Origin of the sequence: Nocardioides soli (genome assembly GCF_014191495.1) — a bacterium.
In the GTDB taxonomy this organism is placed as follows: Bacteria; Actinomycetota; Actinomycetes; order Propionibacteriales; family Nocardioidaceae; genus Nocardioides; species Nocardioides soli.
This window is the reverse complement of the sequence record NZ_JACHWR010000001.1, coordinates 18,368-38,007: the sequence shown is the minus strand read 5'-3', so window position 1 is coordinate 38,007 and position 19,640 is coordinate 18,368. Positions and strand designations below refer to the sequence as shown.

Annotated in this window: 21 protein-coding genes; 18 read left to right on the top strand and 3 right to left on the bottom strand. The window is 73.6% G+C overall.

The genetic code is table 11. The features are described from left to right. The first annotated feature begins 8 nt into the window (after positions 1 to 8). Together FHU40_RS00215 and FHU40_RS00210 are read left to right on the top strand one after the other, a co-directional pair. A complete protein-coding gene (locus tag FHU40_RS00215) occupies positions 9 to 602 on the top strand; it encodes a 5-oxoprolinase subunit B family protein (RefSeq protein WP_183590296.1) in 594 nt (197 codons plus the stop codon). After that, positions 599 to 1,477, top strand: coding sequence for a 5-oxoprolinase subunit C family protein (locus FHU40_RS00210; protein WP_183590295.1), 879 nt, complete (start codon positions 599 to 601; stop codon positions 1,475 to 1,477). The genes FHU40_RS00215 and FHU40_RS00210 overlap by 4 nt, the downstream gene beginning before the upstream one ends. On the opposite strand, the gene FHU40_RS00205 is transcribed toward FHU40_RS00210, so the two are convergent. After that, a complete protein-coding gene (locus tag FHU40_RS00205; protein ID WP_183590294.1) occupies positions 1,440 to 2,771 on the bottom strand; it encodes a DNA polymerase IV in 1,332 nt (443 codons plus the stop codon). The two genes, FHU40_RS00210 and FHU40_RS00205, sit on opposite strands and share 38 nt — an antisense overlap. Positions 2,772 to 2,915: 144 nt before the next feature. Here FHU40_RS00205 and FHU40_RS00200 point away from each other — a divergent pair, with 144 nt between their 5' ends. The 3 genes from FHU40_RS00200 to FHU40_RS00190 are packed head-to-tail and all read left to right on the top strand — an operon-like array spanning position 2,916 to position 6,566. Continuing rightward, positions 2,916 to 3,947 (top strand): DUF4192 domain-containing protein, encoded by a 1,032-nt coding sequence (locus FHU40_RS00200; protein ID WP_183590293.1) that lies wholly within the window; start codon positions 2,916 to 2,918, stop codon positions 3,945 to 3,947. A 9-nt stretch (positions 3,948 to 3,956) separates the two neighbouring features. Then, positions 3,957 to 5,093, top strand: coding sequence for a carboxylate-amine ligase (locus FHU40_RS00195; protein ID WP_183590292.1), 1,137 nt, complete (start codon positions 3,957 to 3,959; stop codon positions 5,091 to 5,093). 9 nt (positions 5,094 to 5,102) lie between these two features. Further along, positions 5,103 to 6,566, top strand: a complete 1,464-nt coding sequence (locus tag FHU40_RS00190; RefSeq protein WP_183590291.1) for a glutamate-cysteine ligase family protein — start codon at positions 5,103 to 5,105, stop codon at positions 6,564 to 6,566. 25 nt (positions 6,567 to 6,591) lie between these two features. Here FHU40_RS00190 and FHU40_RS00185 read toward each other — a convergent pair whose 3' ends face one another. Then, positions 6,592 to 7,026, bottom strand: coding sequence for a hypothetical protein (locus FHU40_RS00185; protein WP_183590290.1), 435 nt, complete (start codon positions 7,024 to 7,026; stop codon positions 6,592 to 6,594). A gap of 151 nt (positions 7,027 to 7,177) precedes the next feature. Between FHU40_RS00185 and FHU40_RS00180 the strand changes: the two genes are divergently transcribed. From FHU40_RS00180 to FHU40_RS00125, 12 genes are all read left to right on the top strand, one after another. Beyond that, entirely contained in the window at positions 7,178 to 7,579 is a 402-nt protein-coding gene (locus FHU40_RS00180; protein ID WP_183590289.1) for a universal stress protein, read from the top strand. A gap of 246 nt (positions 7,580 to 7,825) precedes the next feature. After that, complete coding sequence (cpaB, locus tag FHU40_RS00175) at positions 7,826 to 8,602, top strand: Flp pilus assembly protein CpaB (protein ID WP_183590288.1); 777 nt, start codon at positions 7,826 to 7,828, stop codon at positions 8,600 to 8,602. Beyond that, positions 8,599 to 9,777: a CpaE/TadZ family protein gene (locus FHU40_RS00170; RefSeq protein ID WP_183590287.1), complete on the top strand. Its 1,179-nt coding sequence runs from the start codon at positions 8,599 to 8,601 to the stop codon at positions 9,775 to 9,777. Before cpaB ends, FHU40_RS00170 begins: the two co-directional genes overlap by 4 nt. Position 9,778: 1 nt before the next feature. Further along, positions 9,779 to 11,176, top strand: a complete 1,398-nt coding sequence (locus FHU40_RS00165) for a TadA family conjugal transfer-associated ATPase (RefSeq protein WP_183590286.1) — start codon at positions 9,779 to 9,781, stop codon at positions 11,174 to 11,176. Beyond that, entirely contained in the window at positions 11,173 to 12,123 is a 951-nt protein-coding gene (locus FHU40_RS00160; protein WP_183590285.1) for a type II secretion system F family protein, read from the top strand. The genes FHU40_RS00165 and FHU40_RS00160 overlap by 4 nt, the downstream gene beginning before the upstream one ends. 1 nt (position 12,124) lies before the next feature. Next, positions 12,125 to 13,054 (top strand): type II secretion system F family protein, encoded by a 930-nt coding sequence (locus tag FHU40_RS00155; RefSeq protein WP_183590284.1) that lies wholly within the window; start codon positions 12,125 to 12,127, stop codon positions 13,052 to 13,054. After that, positions 13,051 to 13,737, top strand: a complete 687-nt coding sequence (locus FHU40_RS00150; RefSeq protein WP_183590283.1) for a sensor histidine kinase — start codon at positions 13,051 to 13,053, stop codon at positions 13,735 to 13,737. The genes FHU40_RS00155 and FHU40_RS00150 overlap by 4 nt, the downstream gene beginning before the upstream one ends. Next, positions 13,709 to 14,353, top strand: coding sequence for a response regulator (locus FHU40_RS00145; RefSeq protein WP_183590282.1), 645 nt, complete (start codon positions 13,709 to 13,711; stop codon positions 14,351 to 14,353). Before FHU40_RS00150 ends, FHU40_RS00145 begins: the two co-directional genes overlap by 29 nt. Positions 14,354 to 14,664: 311 nt before the next feature. Beyond that, complete coding sequence (locus FHU40_RS00140) at positions 14,665 to 14,886, top strand: Flp family type IVb pilin (RefSeq protein WP_246389888.1); 222 nt, start codon at positions 14,665 to 14,667, stop codon at positions 14,884 to 14,886. Positions 14,887 to 14,992: 106 nt separating this feature from the next. Then, on the top strand, positions 14,993 to 15,421 hold the full coding sequence (locus FHU40_RS00135; protein ID WP_183590281.1) for a TadE/TadG family type IV pilus assembly protein: 429 nt from the start codon (positions 14,993 to 14,995) through the stop codon (positions 15,419 to 15,421). Next, the gene (locus FHU40_RS27665; RefSeq protein ID WP_221199473.1) at positions 15,418 to 16,827 is read left to right on the top strand and encodes a vWA domain-containing protein; all 1,410 of its coding nucleotides are present in this window, start codon (positions 15,418 to 15,420) and stop codon (positions 16,825 to 16,827) included. The genes FHU40_RS00135 and FHU40_RS27665 overlap by 4 nt, the downstream gene beginning before the upstream one ends. Positions 16,828 to 16,912: 85 nt before the next feature. Further along, positions 16,913 to 17,596, top strand: coding sequence for a response regulator (locus tag FHU40_RS00125; RefSeq protein WP_183590280.1), 684 nt, complete (start codon positions 16,913 to 16,915; stop codon positions 17,594 to 17,596). A gap of 13 nt (positions 17,597 to 17,609) precedes the next feature. Here the strand turns inward: FHU40_RS00125 and FHU40_RS00120 are convergent, their stop codons facing one another. Beyond that, on the bottom strand, positions 17,610 to 18,062 hold the full coding sequence (locus FHU40_RS00120; protein WP_183590279.1) for a pyridoxamine 5'-phosphate oxidase family protein: 453 nt from the start codon (positions 18,060 to 18,062) through the stop codon (positions 17,610 to 17,612). A 153-nt stretch (positions 18,063 to 18,215) separates the two neighbouring features. Between FHU40_RS00120 and FHU40_RS00115 the strand changes: the two genes are divergently transcribed. Beyond that, entirely contained in the window at positions 18,216 to 19,640 is a 1,425-nt protein-coding gene (locus FHU40_RS00115; protein ID WP_183590278.1) for an MBL fold metallo-hydrolase RNA specificity domain-containing protein, read from the top strand.

Here is a 19,640-nt window from a genome sequence, read left to right as displayed (position 1 = left end):
CTGGGCCCATGCAGCTGCGACCGATCGCCTCCTCGGCGCTCCTGGCCGAGGTCGGCGACCCGGCGGCGGCGCTCGCGCTCGCGATGTGGGCGCGATCGGCGCGGATCGAGGCGGTCGAGGTGGTCCCGGCCGCCGAGACGGTGCTCTTCGACGGGGTGCCCGACGTCGATGCGCTGGTGGCCCGGCTGCGGGAGTGGACGCCGGCGTCGACGGTGCCGGCGGGGGAGCGGGTCGAGGTCGGGGTCGTCTACGACGGGCCGGACCTGGCGTTCGTCGCCGAGGCGTGGGGCACCGACGTCGACGGCGTGGTGGCCCGGCACACGGACCTGGAGTTCGTGTCGGCGTTCTGCGGGTTCGCGCCGGGATTCGCCTACCTCGCCGGGCTGCCGGCCGAGCTCGCCGTGCCTCGTTTGGCGTCGCCGCGGTCGCGGGTGCCCGCGGGGTCGATCGGGCTGGCCGGTACCTGGTGCGGTACCTACCCGACGGCCTCGCCCGGAGGCTGGCGGCTGCTGGGCCGCACCGACGCGCGGCTGTGGGACGCCGATCGCGCCCGGCCGGCGCTGCTGGCGCCCGGCACCCGGGTCAGGTTCGTCCCGGCATGATCGCGTCCCGCAGCCTGCACGTGCTGGCGACCGGGCCGCTGGTGACCGTGCAGGACCGTGGCCGCCACGGGCTCGCGCATCTCGGGGTGCCGCGGGCCGGTGCGCTCGACGTACCGGCGGCGGACCTGGCCAACCGGCTGGTCGGCAACCACGCCGATGCGGCCGTGCTGGAGGTGCTGCTCGGCGGGCTGAGGCTGCGCGCCGGGACCGGCTGCTGGATCGCGGTGACCGGAGCGCTAGCTCCGCTGACCGTCGGCGGCTCCGCCCGAGCGCACGCCCGGGCGGAGTGGCTGCCCGCCGGCGCCACGCTGTCGCTGGGCACGCCGGTCGCGGGCGTGCGCAGCTATCTGGCCGTCGGCGGTGGCGTCGCCGTCACCCCGGTGCTCGGCTCGCGGTCCACCGACACGCTCGCCTGGGTGGGTCCGCCGCGCGTCGAGGCCGGCACGGTGCTGCCCGTGGGAGAGCCGACCGGCCAGCCCCGCCCGCTCGACACCCCGCGGGCGCCACAACCGGGCCCGCTGCGGGTCTCGGCCGGGCCGCGGGCCGACTGGTTCGGCGACGAGGCGCTCGACCGGCTGTGCGCCACGACGTACGTCGTCGCGGCCGACTCCGACCGGGTCGGCCTGCGCCTCGACGGGCCGGCGCTGCCGCGCCGACGCTCCGGCGAGCTCGCCAGCGAGGGCATGGTCCTGGGCGCGGTGCAGGTGCCGCCGAGCGGCGTGCCGGTGGTGTTCCTCGCCGACCACCCGCCGACCGGCGGCTACCCGGTGCTCGCGGTGGTCGACGAGGCCGACCTGTGGCAGTGCGCGCAGCTGCGGCCGGGGGAGGAGCTGCGGTTCACTCGTCGTCGGGGGTCGGCGGACGCCAGGGGCTGAGCTGGGGGTCGTCCTCGGCGTAGCTGCGCACCGGCCCCGCCGGGGTCTGCGCGGTCTCGAAGCGCACGGTGACCACGCCGCGCCCCGAGCCCCACACCCAGCCCCGGCCCATCTCGACGTGGACGACGTCCATGCCGGGCGACCAGCTGCGCCGGGAGTGGTGGGGCACCTCGACCTCGGGCAGCTCGTCCTGCTCCTCCTCGGGCTCGCCGAACAGGTCCTCCTGCACCCAGTCGGCGAGCCCGGACACGCCCACGCCGAGCAGCCGGACGCCGCCCGAGGTGTCGAGATCCGCCAGCAGCGCCCTGGCCAGTCGCGCGATCGTCGCGGCGGCGTCGGTCGGCGACGACAGCGTCGTCGACCGGTTCAGCGTCGTGAAGTCGTGCAGCCGCACCTTGATCGTCACCGTGCGCCCCGACAGGCCCGACCGGCGCAGCCGCTGCGCCACGTCGCCCGCCTGCCGGGTCAGCAGGCGCTCCATCAGGTCGCGGTCGGTGAGGTCGTGGTCGTAGGTGCCCTCGACGCTCACCGACTTCGCCTCCCGCTCGGCGACGACGGGGCGGTCGTCCTGGGCCCGGGCGAGGGCGTGGAGCCAGTGACCGGAGGCCTTGCCGAGCAGCCGGACCAGCTCGTCCTCGCTCAGCGTCTCCAGCTCCTCGACCGTGTGTACGCCGACCCGGCGCAGTCGTTCCGCCGTGGCCGGTCCGACCCCGGGGATCACCGACGCGCTCATCGGGCGCAGCAGGTCGCGCTCGCTACCGGGCGGGACCACGACCAGGCCGTCGGGTTTGCGCAGGTCGCTGGCGACCTTCGCGACGAACTTCGACGTGGCGATGCCCACCGACGCGGTCAGCCCGCCGGTCACCTCGACGACCCGCTCCCGCAGGTGGGTGCCGAACGCGGTCACGTCGGCCACCGTGAGGTCGCCGAGGAGTGGGTGGGCCTCGCGGTCGGCCGCGGCGAGGTCGACGAACGCCTCGTCCAGCGACAGCGGCTCGATCAGCGGCGAGACCGACCGGAGCAGCCCCATCACCTGCTCGCTGGTCTCGCGATAGGCGTGGAACCGGCCGGTGAGGAACGCCGCGTGGGGGCACCGCGACCGCGCCTCCCGCGTCGTCATCGCGGAGCGGACGCCGAACTGCCGCGCTTCGTACGACGCGGTCGCGACGACGCCCCGGCCGCCGACGCCGCCGACGACCACCGGCTTGCCCCGCAACGACGGCTTGTCGCGCTGCTCCACCGCGGCGAAGAACGCGTCGAGGTCGAGGTGCAGCACCGACGCAACTGCTCGCACCCGCGCAACCTATCGCGGGCCGCCGACGGTGCCGACCGAGAGGGACGGCCCGCCAACCGTGCACAGCCAGGCTTCCGACCGGGTCCTCCACAGGCCGGGCCGACGCCGGTTCCCGATGTCGGACCGCGCGGGGACCGTCGTGTCATGACGACAGACCACGCCGCCCGTGCCCGCCGACCCGACCCGACCTCGATGATCGCGCGTTCCCCCGAGGACGTGCTCGCGCTGGTGCCCGTGGTGTTCGGGTTCGAGCCGTCGGAGTCGATGGTGATGCTCACCTTCGGCGCCGATCCTCCCTTCCACGCTCGTGTGGACCTGCCGGCGCGCTCAGCCATCCCCGAGATGGCCGCGATGCTCGCCGAGCCGGCCCGGCGCCACGGCGCACCCCACGCTCTCCTCGTCGTCTACAGCCAGCGTGGCCGGTTCGCCGACCGAGCGCTGCAGGCGACGGCCCGGGCCCTGGCCGACAGCGGGATCGAGGTCATCGACGCGCTGCGGGCCGATGGTCGCCGCTGGTTCCCGGTCCCCGTCCGCGGCACCCCGTCGATGGCGATCCCCGCGATCGGGGTGCCCTACGACCTCTCCGCGCACCGGTTCGCGGCCCAGGCGGTCTACGACGGCCGGGTGCTGCACACCTCCCGCGAGGAGCTCGCGAGGTCGATCGCCGCCGTGCCCGACCTGGTGGCACGGGTGGTCCCGGAGCTGGCCGCGCTCGGTCCGCAGGCACCGGCTCTCGACGAGGGTCAGTGGGCGCGCGAGCTCGTGGTGCGGCACACCGAGGCGGCGACCCGCCCCGACGACGGCGCGGTGGCCCGGCTGCTGCGCGGCATGCTCGACGTCCGGGTCCGAGACGCCGCGTGCTCGTCACTGTGTCGCGATCGCGCCCGCTCCCACGTGGAGCTCTGGACCGACGTGGTGCGGCGGGCGCCCGACCCGCTCGTGCCGGCTCCGTCGGCCGTGCTGGCCCTGGCCGCCTGGCAGGCCGGCGATGGTGCCCTGGCCTGGTGCGCCGTCGACCGCTGCTGCGAGGTCGAGCCCGACTACTCGCTTGCGCAGCTGGTCGGCGACCTGCTCACCCGCGCGGTGGCGCCCCAGAGCTGGGCGGGCATCGGCGACTGGACCCAGGGCACGGGGCAGGGCATCGGGCCGGGCATGCCGCCTCCGGGGGTGGGGTAGTGGTCCGGCATGGGGAGGACGCGCACGGTCGGCGTGGAGGAGGAGCTGCTGCTCTTCGACCCGGCGACCCGCGAGGTGGAGGCTGCGGCCCCCGCCGTGCTCAAGCAGTTCCGCGAGCACGGTCACGGTCGCCGACGGCCCCGGGCGGCGACCGACGAGCTCGATCACGAGCTGTTCCGCCACCAGCTGGAGACGCGCACCGACCCCGAGACGGACCTCGGCTCCGTCCTCGCCCAGCTGGTGGCCGGCCGACGTACCGCCGGAGAGGCCGCCCGGGCCGCGGGCCTCCGGGTGGGTGCGTGCGGGATCGTGCCGCTCGGTGGGGACCGCTCCGTCGTCACCCCCCACGACCGCTATCGCGACATGGTCGACACCTACGGCGAGGTCGCGCGGACCGGCGGCACCTGCGGGATGCACGTGCACACGGGCATCGACGGCGAGGAGGAGGGCGTGGCGGTCATCGACCGGATCGCGCCCTGGCTGCCGGTGCTGCTCGCGCTGAGCGCCAACTCGCCCTTCGTCGAGTCCCGCGATTCGGGGTACGCCTCGTGGCGGGCCCAGGTCTGGCCGCGGTGGCCGAGTGCGGGCCAGACCGAGCAGTTCGGGTCGGTCGAGTGCTACCGCGAGGTGAGCCGGATGCTCCTCGAGACCGGGGCGGCCCGCGACGCCGGGATGCTCTACTTCGACGCCAGGCTCTCCGAGGCGCAGCCGACCGTCGAGGTCCGGGTCTGTGACGTCTGCACCGACCCGGTGCTCGCGGTCGCCATCGTGGCGTTGGTCCGGGGCTTGGTCGAGACCGCGGCCCGGGACTGGCGGGCCGGTCGTCCGCTGCCCCGGTGGCGCGCAGAGGGGCTGCGGGCCGCGCACTGGCGGGCCTCCCGGTTCGGCATGGCCGACTCGCTGGTACACCCGAGATCCGGCCGGCTGGCGCCCGCCCGTGAGGTGGTCGACGCCCTGGTCGAGCGAGTTCGGGTCGTGCTCGACGAGGCGGATGACCTCGAGGCGGTCACGGCCGCGGTCGCCGGCAGCGTCAGCGACAACGGCGCCACCCGGCAGCGTGCCGCGTTCGAGCGCACCGGCGAGGTGGCCGGGGTCGTCGACGACCTGATCGCCCGTACCGAAGCCTCCTGGCGGAACACGGCCTAAGGTCTGGTCATGGGCGAAGAGGTCGAAGCTCAGGAGTTCTCCCGCCAGGACCGCACGCGGCACCGGGAGAAGGTGCGCCGCAACCTGGACGTGTTCGCCCGGATGCTGCGCGAGGCGCGCTTCGACACCGACGACCCGATGACGGGGCTGGAGGTCGAGCTCAACCTGGTCGACGAGGAGGGTGACCCCGCGCTCAAGAACGCCGAGGCCCTGGCGGCGATCGCCGACCAGGACTTCCAGACCGAGCTCGGCCAGTTCAACATCGAGATCAACGTGCCTCCCGCGAAGCTGCGCGAGGGCGGCCTGACGACGTTCGAGGCGAGTCTGCGGCGCAGTCTCAACGACGCCGAGTCGAAGTCCGCGGCGGTGGGCGCGCACATGGTGATGATCGGGATCCTCCCGACCCTGGCCGAGGGGCACATGAGTGTCGACAGCCTGAGCGCCAACCCGCGCTACAAGCTGCTCAGCGAGCAGATCCTCAACGCGCGGGGCGAGGACATCGCGATCGCCATCGACGGGGCCGAGCGACTGCGGGCCACGGCCGACTCGATCGTGCCCGAGGCGGCCTGCACCAGCACCCAGTTCCACGTGCAGACCTCGCCCGACCAGTTCGCGGCGTACTGGAACGCGTCGCAGGCGATGGCGGCGGTGCAGGTCGCCCTGGCGGCGAACTCGCCGTACCTGCTGGGCCACGAGCTGTGGCGCGAGACCCGGATCCCCCTCTTCGAGCAGGCGACCGACACTCGCAGCGAGGAGCTGAAGGCCCAGGGCGTGCGGCCGCGGGTCTGGTTCGGGGAGCGGTGGATCACGTCGGTCTTCGACCTGTTCGAGGAGAACGTCCGGTACTTCCCGGCGCTGCTGCCGGTCTCCGACGAGGAGGACCCGCTCGCCGTGCTCGAGGCCGGTGGGACCCCCACGCTCGCCGAGCTGCGGCTGCACAACGGCACGATCTACCGATGGAACCGGCCGGTCTACGACATCGCCGGCGGGGTGCCGCACCTGCGGGTGGAGAACCGCCTGCTCGCGGCGGGTCCCACGGTCGCCGACACGATGGCCAACGCCGCGTTCTACTTCGGCCTGGTCCGGGCCCTGGCCGAGAGCGAGCGACCCCTGTGGTCGCAGATGTCCTTCAGCGCCGCGGAGGAGAACTTCCACGCCGCGTCGCGGCAGGGCATCGACGCGCAGGTGTACTGGCCGGGCGTCGGCCAGGTGCGGGCGACCGAGCTGGTGCTGCGCCGGCTGCTGCCGATGGCCCGCGAGGGCCTGGCGTCGTGGGGCGCGTCCGGCGCCGAGAGCGACCGACTGCTCGGCATCATCGAGGAGCGCTGCCTGCGGGGTGCCAACGGCGCGGAGTGGTTCGTCGGCCGGGTGCGCGCCGAGGGCCAGCGGGACCGCTACGACGCCCTGCGCGCGGCCCTGCTCGACTACCGCCAGCGGATGCACACCAACGAGCCGGTGCACACCTGGGACTGATCGATCGGGCGGCCGCCGGGAGCACTCACCGCTGCCGGAGCCGCTTCCACTCGCGGTGTACGCCGGTGCGCGGGTCGAGCCACCCGTGCCGGTTCACCACCACGAAGGTGAGTCCGAGACCCGCCTCGGCGGTCGCCGACCACGCGGCCGCCAGCCAGGCGAGGTCCGCGTCGCCGACCTCCAGCGGCGCCGACCTGGTCAGCCACAGCATCGGCACGGCGCCGCTGACCGGCGGGTGCCGGCGGGCGGCGCGCAGCAGGGAGGCGGCGACATCGGTGCGCAGGGCATGGTCGAGGACGTCCCCGGGCTCGGCCGCGAACAGCTCCTCCCGGGCGCCGGGCCAGCCCACGTGGAGCAGCGGCGGATGGACCCGCCGGCGCTCGCGCCGGCCGTGGTCGAGCACCGCCCGACGCAGCACCGCCTGCAGCGGCCGCCCCACCGGCTCTCGGATGCCGTCCATGCGTCTCCCGTCGTCGAGAACCACCCTCGTGCAGACGCGCCGGACGCGCCGGGCGTCCTCCACAGGCATGCATGGGCGTGGCCGGATCGGCTACGGTGCCGGTGGGCGCCCCGCCCGGATGGACCACCAGTCGCTGAGCTTGGGAGGATCGATGGGCAAGGTCGTCGTGGGTTACGTGCCGAAGCCGGAGGGCGAGGCCGCCCTGCGCACCGCCGTGGCCGAGGCCAAGCTGCGCGACGCCAGCCTCGTCGTGGTCAACTCCCACCGCGGCGGCTCCGACTTCGATGCCGAGGCGTCCACCCAGGCCGACCGTGAGATGGCCGCCGTCCGGAAGATCCTCGACGGGTCCGGCGTCGACTACGAGGTCCGTCAGCTGGTCCGTGGCTTCGAGCCCGCCGAGGACCTGATCAGCATCGCGGAGGCCAGTCAGGCCGAATTGATCGTGATCGGCCTGCGCCGTCGTTCGCCGGTCGGCAAGCTGATCCTCGGCAGCAACGCGCAGCGGGTGCTCCTCGACGCGCACTGCCCGGTGCTCGCAGTCAAGGCCGATTGAGCCGCACCTCCCGCACCTTCCCGCGCCGCACCTCGCTCCTCCGGAGCGCTCCCAGTGGTCCAGACCTGTCGTCCAGACCACTGGTGCTCGCCGATCCCCAGATTTGGGTAGCGACCGAATCCTTCGGCCGGGCCGTCTGAGCGCCGAGCCCTACGTTCCGGGTCATCCGGGAGACATGGCCGAGGTCGGGCATCGGTAGCAGCGGCCGCGTCATGTTCGCCCATCACGCGGGAGAAGGGCAGCACCATGGCACGACGAGCGACAGCCCTCATCGTGGCCCTGGCCATCGCAGCGCTGGGGACGACGATGATCATCTGGTACCTCCAGGGCGTCGACGCCCGGGCCGCCGACGGACGGGAGTACGTCGAGGTCGTGACGGCCACGGAGGTGATCGCGCCGGGTGAGTCCGTGCGGGACGCCCTGGCCGCGGACAAGCTCCAGACCCGCAAGGTGGTCCGCAACGACCTCAGCGGGGGAGCCCTGACGTCAACGGCGTCGATCAAGGACCTGGTCGCGCTGAGCACGATCTATCCCGGGCAGCAGCTGATCGCCGAGCAGTTCGGGCAGCCCGGGGGCGAGCAGGTGCTGGGCATCCCGGGCGAGCGGCTGGCGATCAGCGTCGAGCTCACCGATCCCGAACGGGTCGCCGGGTTCGTCACCCCGGGATCGCGGGTGGCGATCTTCGTGTCGGGCGACCCGGAGCTGTACCTCAAGGACGGGTCGACCCGGAAGCTGCCGCCGCTGACGAGGGTGCTGCTGCCGAAGGTGCAGGTGCTCGGGGTCGGCGACACGACCGTCACCCCCCGGACCACCAAGGACGATGACGGCACCGAGACCACCGAGCAGGTCCCGCGGACGATCCTCACGATCGCGGTCAGCCAGAAGGAGGCCGAGCGGGTCATCTACGGCGCCCGCAACGGCGACCTGACCTTCGCGCTCCGCACCGACAAGAGCCGGGTCGTCAACGGCCCCGGCACCACCGCGCGCGAGCTCGCGCCCGAGCTGTTCCGAGGAGTGTCATGACCACGATCGTCGAGACCGACCCGCAGGTGGCGGGGCTGGTCCAGCAGCTGATGCCGGGCACGCCGTCCGTGCTCACCACGACCGACCGGCTCGCCCGCCACCTCGAGCGGCACCCCGAGCACGCCGTCGTCCTGGGCCCGTCGGTCCCGGTGGAGGACGCGCTCCGGGTCGCCGAGCAGAATCGCATCCTCCGCCCCGCGCTCGGCGTCGTCCTGCTCCGCGACAGCGTGGACGACGAGGTGCTCGCCCGTGCGATGCGGGCCGGCGTGCGCGAGGTCGTCGCGAGCGACGACCTGCCCACGATCGGCAGCGCCGTACGCCGGGTCGAGGCGATCGCCCGCGCCATGTCCGGCGCCCAGGAGCAGGCCGGGCCCGAGGGAGCCCGGGGTGGCCTGGTCACGGTGTTCTCGACGAAGGGTGGGGTGGGCAAGACGCTGGTCGCCACCAACCTCGGCGTCGCGCTGGCCGACCTCGGCCACCGGGTCTGCCTCGTCGACCTCGACATCGAGGGCGGCGACGTGGCGGTGATGCTCTCGCTGGCGCCCCAGCACACGCTCGACGACCTGGCCCGGTTCGACGGCAACCTGGACCAGAGTGCCGTCGAGTCGCTGCTGACCCGGCACTCCGACCGGCTCGCGGTGCTCGCCGCGCCGGTGCAGCTCGGGACCGTGGTCTCGCCGGCGTCGGTGGGCGCCGTGCTCGACCTGCTCAAGCAGATGTTCGACGTGGTCGTCGTGGACACCAGCGGCTCCTTCGACGACCAGGCCCTGCAGGCCCTCGACCACAGCGACCTGCTGGTGCTGGTCGGGACGCTGGACATCCCGGCGCTGAAGAACCTCAAGCTCGCGGTCGGCACTCTCGACCTGCTCAACTACCCGCGGGACCTGTGGCGGGTGGTGCTCAACCGGGCGGACGCGAAGGTCGGCCTCTCGGTCGAGGAGTTCGAGAAGACGCTCGGGGTGCGCAGCACGGTCACGATGCCCACCACCCGCGAGGTGCTGGTCGCCGTCAACCGGGGCGAGCCCGCGGTCCGTGCGTACGCCGGACGTCCGGTGGGTCGCACCCTCGCCTCGTTCGCGGCGGCGTTGTCGCGCGACCTCGCCCTGCCGGCGGCCGGCCGGGCCACCGCGGCCCGCGACCGTCGCCGCGGCCGGCGACCGCGGAAGGCGGCGTGACATGGCGCTCTCCGACCGGCTCCTGGCGGCACACCAGGACCGGTCGCGCGCAGCGGGAGGCGCCGCCGAGGAGGCGTCGTCGCAGCCCTCCGAGCCGACGCCCGGACGCCACCTCGCACGGGACCCCTTCGGTGACCTCAAGCGGATGGTGCACGTCCAGCTCGTGAGCGATCTCGGGCCTCAGCTCTACGACGTCAACATGACCTCCGACGACCTCGAGCAGCTGGTGCGCACCGCCCTCCAGACCGCCGTGGCCGGCAGCGACCAGCCGATGTCGGGTGCCGACCGCAGTCGGGTGGTCCAGGAGATCGCCGACGACATCCTCGGCTACGGCCCGCTCGAGCCGTACCTGCGCGACCCGGATCTCACCGAGGTGATGGTGAACGGTCCCAGCGACGTCTTCGTCGAGCGGGCGGGCCGCATCGTGCGGGTGGACGCGGCGTTCAACGACGAGGCGCACCTGCGCCGCACCATCGACAAGATCGTCGGCCGCGTCGGCCGGCGGGTCGACGAGACCAGCCCGATGGTCGACGCCCGGCTCACCGACGGCAGCCGGGTGAACGCGGTGATCCCGCCGCTGGCGCTCGACGGCTCGATGCTCACCATCCGCAAGTTCGCCGCCGACGCGTTCACCGCCGACGACCTCGTCGCGGCCGGCACGCTCGGCCGGGAGGCCGCCGACCTGCTCGCCGCCTGCGTGCGCGGGCGGCTGAACATCCTGGTGTCCGGCGGCACCGGCGCCGGCAAGACGACGACGCTCAACGTGCTGTCGTCGTTCATCGCCAGCGACGAGCGCATCGTGACGGTCGAGGACGCCGCCGAGCTGCGGCTGCACCAGGAGCACGTGCTGCGGCTGGAGTCGCGGCCGGCCAACATCGAGGGCCGGGGCGCCGTCACCATCCGCGACCTGGTGCGCAACGCGCTGCGGATGCGGCCCGACCGCATCGTCGTCGGCGAGATCCGCGACGCCGCGGCGCTGGACATGCTGCAGGCGATGAACACCGGGCACGACGGCTCGCTGTCGACCGTGCACGCCAACTCGCCGCGCGACGCGCTCGCGCGGGTCGAGACGATGGTGATGATGGCCGGGATGGAGCTGCCGGTCCGGGCGATCCGGGAGCAGGCGTCCAGTGCGATCGACCTGGTCGTCCAGCAGGTCCGCCTCAAGGACGGCAGCCGCAGGATCACGGCGATCACCGAGATCGTCGGGATGGAGGGCGACGTCATCACGCTCCAGGACGTCTTCCTCTTCGACTTCGCCGCGGGGTACGACGAGCACGGGGCCGCCCGCGGTCAGCTGCGGTCCACCGGGCTCCGGCCGCGGTTCCTGGACCGGCTGGCGGAGCGCAACGTGCACATCGACCCGACGGTGTTCAGCGCGGCAGGGGCCGCGGCGTGAGTACCGTCCCCGTGCCGCTGCTGCTCGGTGCCGTCGCGATCGGTGCGGGCCTGGCCCTGGCGGTGGGCACCGTGCTCGTTCGTCCCGCGCCGCCGTCGGCCGACCGCCGGCTCGCGACGTACTTCGGCGAGGTCACCGGGCAGCGGGAGGGTGCCGGGGTGCGCGGCGTGGCCGTGCTGGTCGCCCAGGCCGTGGTGCCCGGCGACGTCGAGGCCCGGCTCGCCCGCCGGCTCTCCGGCGCCGGCATGGCGGTCCGCCCGGCGGAGTGGGCGGTGATGCACGCCGCCGTGGCGCTCGTCGTCGCCGGCCTGGGCTTCGCGCTGGGCGGGCTGGCCCTCGCGCTGGTCTGTCTCGCGCTCGGGGTGCTGGCGCCGCTGGTCTACCTGCGGATCCGGCACGCCCGGCGGCTGGCGGCGTTCAGTGGGCAGCTGCCCGACACGCTGACGATCATCGCGAACAGCCTGTCGGCCGGTCTCTCGGTGCCGCAGGCGATCGACACCGTGGTCCGGGAGGGCCAGGAGCCGATCGCGGGGGAGCTGCGCCGGGCCCTCGTCGAGCAGCGCCTCGGCGTCGACATCGGCGACGCCCTCGACGGCATCGCCGCCCGGATGGGCAGCGTCGACTTCGCGTGGGTGGTGATGGCGATCCGGATCCAGCGCGAGGTCGGCGGCAACCTCGCCGAGGTGCTCGAGACCGTCGCCGAGACGCTCCGGGAGCGCGAGTTCCTCCGCCGGCAGGTGCGCACGCTCAGCGCCGAGGGCCGGCTGTCGGCGTACATCCTCGGCGGGCTCCCGGTCGCGATGTTCTGCTACCTGATGGTCGCGAACCGCGAGTTCGCCGAGCCCCTCTACACGACCCTGCTCGGGCTGGTGATGCTCGGCGCCGCGGTCGCGCTGGTGTCGGTCGGCGGCTGGGTGATGTCGCGCATGGTCAAGGTGGAGGTCTGAGATGTCCTCCTTCGTGATGGTCGGCGGTGGCCTGCTGCTGCTCACCGGGTCGGTGCTCGCCTTCGTGGCGCTGGGCGGACTGGCGTCCGACCGGCGCGGCGTGGCGTCCTCCCTCGCCGCGATCCGGGTGCTGGGGGCCGCGCCCGAGCCCGTCGCGATGGACCCGGACCCGTCGTTCGTGCGCCGCGTGCTCGCGCCGTACGCCGTCCGGTTCGCCGGCCTGGCCCGGCGGCTGACCCGGTCGGGGGCCGAGGCGCGGATCCAGCGCCGGCTCGACATCGCGGGCAACCCGACCGGGTGGGACGTCGACCGGATGCTGGGCGTCAAGGTGGTCGCGATGGGCGTCCTCGGCGGCGCCGCGCTGCTCTACGGCCTGGCCGTCGGTGTCGCGCCGGCACCGGCCCTCGCGGTGGCGGTGGTCCTCGCACTGACCGGCTTCCTGGTCCCGGACCTGCTGCTCTACAACGCCGGGCAGAAGCGCGAGGCGCTGATGCGGCGGGCGCTGCCGGACGCGCTCGACCTGATGACGATCTCGGTCGAGGCCGGACTCGGCTTCGACGCGGCGGTGCTGAAGGTCGCGCGGAACACCACCGGCCCGCTCGCCCAGGAGTTCTCCCGGCTGCTGCAGGAGATGCAGCTCGGCATGGGCCGGATGGCCGCGATGCGCGCGATGGGGGACCGCAGCACGATCAAGGAGCTGCGCTCCTTCTGCCAGGCGATGGTGCAGGCCGACCAGCTCGGCGTGCCGATCGGCCGGGTGCTGCGCATCCAGAGCAAGGAGATGCGGGTGCGCCGCCGTCAGACCGCGGAGGAGAAGGCGCAGAAGGTCCCGGTCAAGATCATGGTCCCGCTCGTCCTCTGCATCCTGCCGAGCCTCTTCCTGGTCGTGCTCGGCCCGGCGGCGCTGAAGATGATGGAGGCCTTCGGATGAGCCGCCCGGCCGCGGCGGGCTCCGCCCGAGATGAGCGGCGCCGGCTCGCCCGCGAGCTGCACGACGGCGTGATCCAGCAGCTCGTCGCGCTCGCCTACCGGGTCGACGAGGTGGCGCTCGTGGTCGGGTCGGGCCCGGGCCGCGAGGCACTCTTCGCGCTCCGCGACGACGTCACCGGGATCGCCTGCGAGGTGCGCCGCGCCGTCGAGGGCCTGCGCTCCGAGCCGCGGCCGGTCGACGGCCTGTCGGGCGCGCTCTCGGCGTACGTCGGCGAGCTCGGACGCCGCGGCGACCTGCGGGTGCACCTGCACCTCGACGAGCGCGGCGAGCGACTTCCGGAGTCCGTCGAGCACGAGGTGCTGATGGTGGCCCGGGAGGCGATCACCAACGTCCGCCGGCACGCGCGGGCGGTCAACCTGTGGGTGCGCCTGGTCTCGGACGGGCACCGGCTGGTCCTGGCGATCGAGGACGACGGCGTCGGGACCGTCGCCCCGAGCCCGGGCCACTTCGGACTGCAGGGCATGCGGGAGCGCGCCGACCAGGTCGGCGCGGCTCTCGTGATCGGCGTCCGCCCGGACGGCGGCACCGTCGTGACCCTCGCCCTGGGGGTCCCGGCTCGGCTCAGGAGAGATCTCAGGACAGAAGGAGAGGGCGATGACACTCAGCGTCTTGCTCGTCGATGACCACGACCTGGTCCGCCAGGGGCTGGTCCGCGCTTTCGAGCGTGCGGGTGGCTTCGAGGTGGTCGGCCAGGCCGCCACGGTCGCCCAGGCGCTCTCCATGTGGAGCGCCCTGCGCCCCGATGCCGTCGTGACGGACCTCCAGCTGCCCGACGGCAGCGGGCTGGACGTCGTGGAGGCGGTCCGCCGGGACAGCGACCGCACCGGCGTCCTCGTGCTGACCATGCACGCCGGCGACCCGCAGATCTTCGCCGCGCTCGAGGCGGGTGCCTCCGGCTTCCTCGGCAAGGAGCTGCGGAGCGAGGAGGTCATCGGGGCCGTCCGGCACGCCGTGCGCACGCCACGTAGCTTCCTGTGCACCGGGCTCGCGGGTGCGCTGATGCGCCGGTCCGGGTCGACCACCACCCGGCTGTCCGAGCGCGAGCTGGCCGTGCTGCGACTGCTCGCGGAGGGCCTGCGCACGGCCGACATCGCCCGCCAGCTGTACCTGAGCGAGTCCACGGTCAAGGTGCACCTGGCTCACATCTACCGCAAGCTCGGCGTCGCGAGCCGTACCGAGGCGCTCGCGGCCGGGCTGCGCCTCGGCCTGCTGATGGCACCGGTGCCGGTGGCCGGCTGAGCCGCCCGCATCGTCAGCGGCGGAGCCGCAGGCCCTCGGGGCCTGCGGCTCCGCCGCGTTCGTGGGGCGACGGCGTGCGGCGGTGGGCTATCCACCGTCTGTCGCCTGAAAACGGTGGACCGCCCACCGCCGTTCCGGGTCGACCCGTGGGTCGAGCGGCCGTCCGGAGATGGCCCGAACGGGCCATGCGGTCGAGCCGAACGGCGTACGCCGGCGGCTCCCGGCCGGCCCAGCATTGATGTCACGAAGGGCCCCATCGGGGGGTTCGGAAGGGACCGGTCACCGGTCGCCTCACTGAAAGGGAAAGTCCGATGATCGAGAAGCTCCAGCTGATGACCCTGATGTTCCTCACCGACCTCAAGACCGGCCGCGTCCGCCGCGAGGACGAGCGCGGCGCCACCGCCGTCGAGTACGGCATGCTCGTCGCCCTGATCGCGGCGGTGATCGTCGCCACCGTCGTGATCCTCGGCAAGCAGATCGAGGCCGCCTTCACCACGATCACGGAGGCGCTGCCGGACCTGCCGACCAGCTGATCCGACGCACCCCACCAGCCGACCGGCCGGTGCCGCCCATGGGGGAGGCGGCACCGGCCGCCGGCGTCTCCAGCCCACCGTGACCGACGACCCGAGGGAGGCCGACATGAGTCCTCGACGGACCACCACCCGCGACCAGCGGGGGGCGGCCGCGGTCGAGTTCGCGCTCGTCCTGCTGCCGTTCTTCCTGCTGGTCTTCGGCGCGGTCGACTTCGGGTGGGCGATCAACCGGGACGTGCTGATCAACAACGCGGCCCGGGAGGGCGCCCGGGAGGGCAGCCTCAACCCGAACGCCGCGGCGGTCAGCGGAGTGGTCCGGTCGAGCCTCCCGGCCGGCGACGCCACCGCCGCGACCGTCACGGTCGCCTGTCGCAAGCCGTCGGGCGTCGTCTGCAGCAGCCTCGCCGCGGCCGTTCCGGGCGACACGGTGATCGTGACGGTGAGCCTGCCGCACGGCTGGATCACCCCGGTCGGGGAGATGGTCGACCCGGGCGGCACCACCCTCACGAAGCGGGCGGAGATGAGGATCGAATGACCGGGTCCGACCGGCCCCGCGACGAGCGCGGCGCCATCGCCGTCATCTCGGCCGTCGTGGCGGTCGTGCTGTTCGGGTTCGCGGCCCTGGCCGTCGACCTCGCCGATCTCGTCAACGAGCGGCAGGAGCTCCACGACACCCTCGACATGGCCGCGCAGGCCGGGGCCGGGAAGCTGCCGGCCGACGGTGCCGGCGCCAGGGCCGCGGCCCTGGCCAACGCCCACGCCAACGACCCCGACGCGTCTCCCGACGTCGACTTCTTCTGCGTCGTGGGCTCCAAGGCCTCGGGCTCGACGTACGTCGTGGACACCACGCACATCCCGCTCAGCTGCAACCCGGGCTCGGCGCCGTACACCGCCTCGGCCTACCCCGGACTCGCCTGCAACGGCCGGATCTGCGCGATCCCGTGCGTGCCCGAGCAGGGCGACCTGTGCAACACGCTGCGGGTCCGCGACGAGAAGGACGTGCCCTACGTCTTCGCGCCGGTCATCGGCGTCGATGAGGGGGAGACCGGGTCGCTCACGTCCGTCGCCTGCCAGGGCGCGTGCGGCTCGATCCCGGCGAACCCGATCGACATGGTGGTCGTCGGCGACCGGACGGGCAGCATGGGCAGCGCCATCCGGAACCTCGAGGATGCGATCAAGGGCCTCCTGGAGTACCTCACGCCGAGTCAGCACCGGGTCGCTCTGGGGACCATCGGGCGCAGCTCGGGCGATGCGCCGCTGTCGTGCAAGAGCCGGCCCAGCACCTCGAAGAGCTCCGGGCCGTGGATCCCGGTCGGCTTCAGCAGCACCTACGACGACACGGACGTCCACCCACCCACCACCCCGCCCGTGCTGAGCGCCAGTGATCCGCTGGCCCTGGCAGTGGACTGCATCGGCAACACGTCATCGTCGACCGGCACCTATCTCGCGGCGCCGATGCGCGCCGCACGGGAGCTGCTCGCCAGCTCCGCGGCCCGACCGGCGCCGGTGCGGAAGGCGATCATCTTCATGACCGACGGCGAGCCCAACGAGGACACCAACCCCGGGGACGGCTACCCCTACAGCAGCAACGGCACGACGGCCTGCAACAACCTCGTCAACGAGGCCGCCTCGGCCAAGAACGCAGGGATCCTGGTGGTGACGATCGCCTTCCGGCTCGACGGCACTCGGTGCAACGGCGGCGGATCCGCGCTCGTCACCGAGCGCCTGGCCACCGCGGCATCGAACCGCCCGGACGGCACGCCCAGCAAGGACGACGGCGGGGGAGCGGGACCCGGCTGCGACACGACCGCGGAGCAGAACGGCGAGAACGCCGACGGCGACTTCTTCTTCTGCACCCCGACGCCCGAGGCGCTGGCGCCGCTCTTCCAGACCGCCGCGTCGGCGATCGTGCAGGGCACCCGGCTGATCCGGCTGCCGTGAGCAGCCGCGCCCAGGGACGAAGGTCCCGTCGCGGGGGTGCGATCGCCCGCGGCGGTCCCGGGTATCCGGCGCGTACCGTCGAGACATGTGGAAGCAGGACGAGCATCCGGAGCAGCCACGGGGTGACCCGATCACGGTCTACCTCCTCGACGACCACGAGCTGGTCCGCCGCGGCATCCGCGACCTCCTCGAGAGCGAGGGGGACATCGAGGTGGTCGGCGAGTCCGGTCTCGCGCAGGAGGCGGCCAGCCGGATCCCGGCGCTGCGGCCGGATGTCGCGATCCTCGACGGGCGGCTGCCCGACGGCTCGGGGGTCGAGGTGTGCCGGCAGATCCGGTCGGTCGATCCGACGATCGCGGCGCTCATCCTCACGTCGTACGACGAGGACGAGGCGCTCTTCGCGGCCATCATGGCCGGCGCCTCGGGCTATGTGCTCAAGCAGATCAAGGGCGCGGACTTCGTCGAGACGGTGCGCCGGGTGGCCGCGGGCCAGTCCATGCTCGACCCGGCGGTGACCGCCCAGGTACTGGCGCGGCTGCGCAACGGTCCGCCGGAGGACCCGGTGACCAAGCACCTGACCCCGAAGGAGCACCAGATCCTCGACCTGGTCGGCGAGGGCCTGACGAACCGGCAGATCGCCGAGCGGCTCTCGCTGGCGGAGAAGACCGTCAAGAACTACGTCTCGACGATGCTGGGCAAGCTCGGCGTGGAGAGCCGGACGCAGGCGGCGATCATCGCGACCCGGCAGCACGGGCACGAGCACCACTGAGCGAGGCGGGAGACTACTGGCCAGCCGTCAGTCGACGGCCGCTCAGCTCGTCGACGGTGACGCGCACCGCGGCGGAGCGCTCACCCGGCGGCCACGGCTCGGGGGAGCCGGGAGTGGGCGGGCCGAAGCTGACCTCGGCTCGCCCGCGGGCGAGCACCGACCAGCCCTCCCGCCGGTCGGCGTCGAGATGGTCGACCTGGACGGCGACGCGCTCGGCGTCGATCTTGGCCACCATCGCGGAGAGCCCCGACGCCCGGATCAGCACCGCGTGACCCACCAGCCGGATGTTGACCGGCAGCACGACCGGTCCGCGGCTGGTGCACCAGGCGATCCGCCCGACCTCCGCGCGCGAGAGCAGCGCCAGGCACTCGTCGTCGGTGAGCGGCGTGAGCCCGGCTCGGCTCGCCTGCCCCCGGCCTACCTCGGCCCGGTGTTCGTGCCGGTCTTCGTGCCCGTGTTCGTCCACGACTCACTCCCTCGACTCGGATCTCGACCCCAGCCTGGCACCTGTCCGGTCACCGAGCCCGGCGGTACCTGTGGCCCCGCTCCCAGTGACGAAGGGCCCTGACCGGTGCCCGCGTGGTACCCGAGCCTGGAGACGGAGTCGAAGGAGCGTCCCATGAACCCCACCGAGCACCGTGAGCACACCCGTGAGCACACCCGGCGCAGCCCGGCCCTGACCTTCCTCGGTGCCGCGGGCACCGTGACCGGCAGCCGGTTCCTGGTCGAGTCCGACGACGGCAGCCTGCTGGTCGACGCCGGGCTCTACCAGGGGCTGTCCGCCCTGCGGCGACGGAACTGGGAGCCGAGCGACGTGCCCGTCGGCGAGCTCGCGGCGGTCGTCCTCACCCATGCCCACCTCGACCACTGCGGCTACCTGCCCCGCCTGGTGCGCGAGGGATTCCGGGAGCGCATCGTGTGCACGCCCGAGACCGCCCAGCTGGTGGAGATCGTGCTCCGCGACAGCGCCCACCTGCAGGAGGAGGACGCCAGGTTCGCCAACGAACGAGGGTTCTCGCGGCACCGGCCGGCCCTCCCGCTGTACGACGTCGACGACGTCGAGCGCACGCTGCGGCTCCTGGACGCGGTCGAGTACGACGAGGAGGTCGTGCTCGGCCGGTCCACCCGTCTGACGCTGCGTCCCGCGGGGCACATCCTCGGCTCGGCCACGGTCCACCTCGAGGTCGACGGGGCCGCTCTCGCCTTCAGCGGTGACCTGGGACGTCCGCACCATCCGCTGCTCCGGCCGCCCGCGCCGCCGCCCGCGGTGTCGGCGATCGTCATCGAGTCGACGTACGGCGACCGCGTCCACGCCGCGGACGAGCCGGACGTCCTGGCCGACGCCATCCGCCGGACGGTCGGCCGCGGCGGCTCCGTGCTGATCCCCGCGTTCGCGGTCGACCGCACCGAGCTCGTGCTGCTCGAGCTGTACCGGCTGATGAGCGCGGGCGCGATCCCGCGGGTGCCGGTCTTCCTCGACAGCCCGATGGCGCTGGCGGCCCTGGAGGTCTACCGGGCCGCGGTCGCCACCGGGTCGCCGCAGCTGCGTCCCGAGGCCACCGAGCTGCTCGCCGCCCTCGACCTCCTGCGCGTCCGGGGAGTCCCCGATGCGGCCGGGTCGATGCGGCTCAACCGGCCCGGCTCGCCGTGCATCGTCGTCTCCGCCTCGGGCATGGCGACCGGCGGGCGCGTGATCCACCACCTGGCGCACCAGCTGCCCGACCACCGCAACTGCGTGGTGCTCACCGGCTACCAGGCGGTCGGCACGCGTGGCCGCCAGCTGCTGGACGGTGCGCATCAGGTCAAGATCCACGGGCGGTACGTGCCGGTGCGGGCCGAGATCGTCGACGATCCCACGTTCTCCGTCCACGCCGACGCCGACGAGCTCGTCGGCTGGATCGCGTCCGCGAGCGCGCCGCCGGAGGTGGTGTACGTCGTGCACGGCGAGGTCGACGCGTCCCGCCGCCTGGCGGCCCGCATCGACCGGCAGCTCGGCATCACCGCCGTCGTCCCGGCCCTCGGCGAGCGGGTGCGAGTGGGCTGA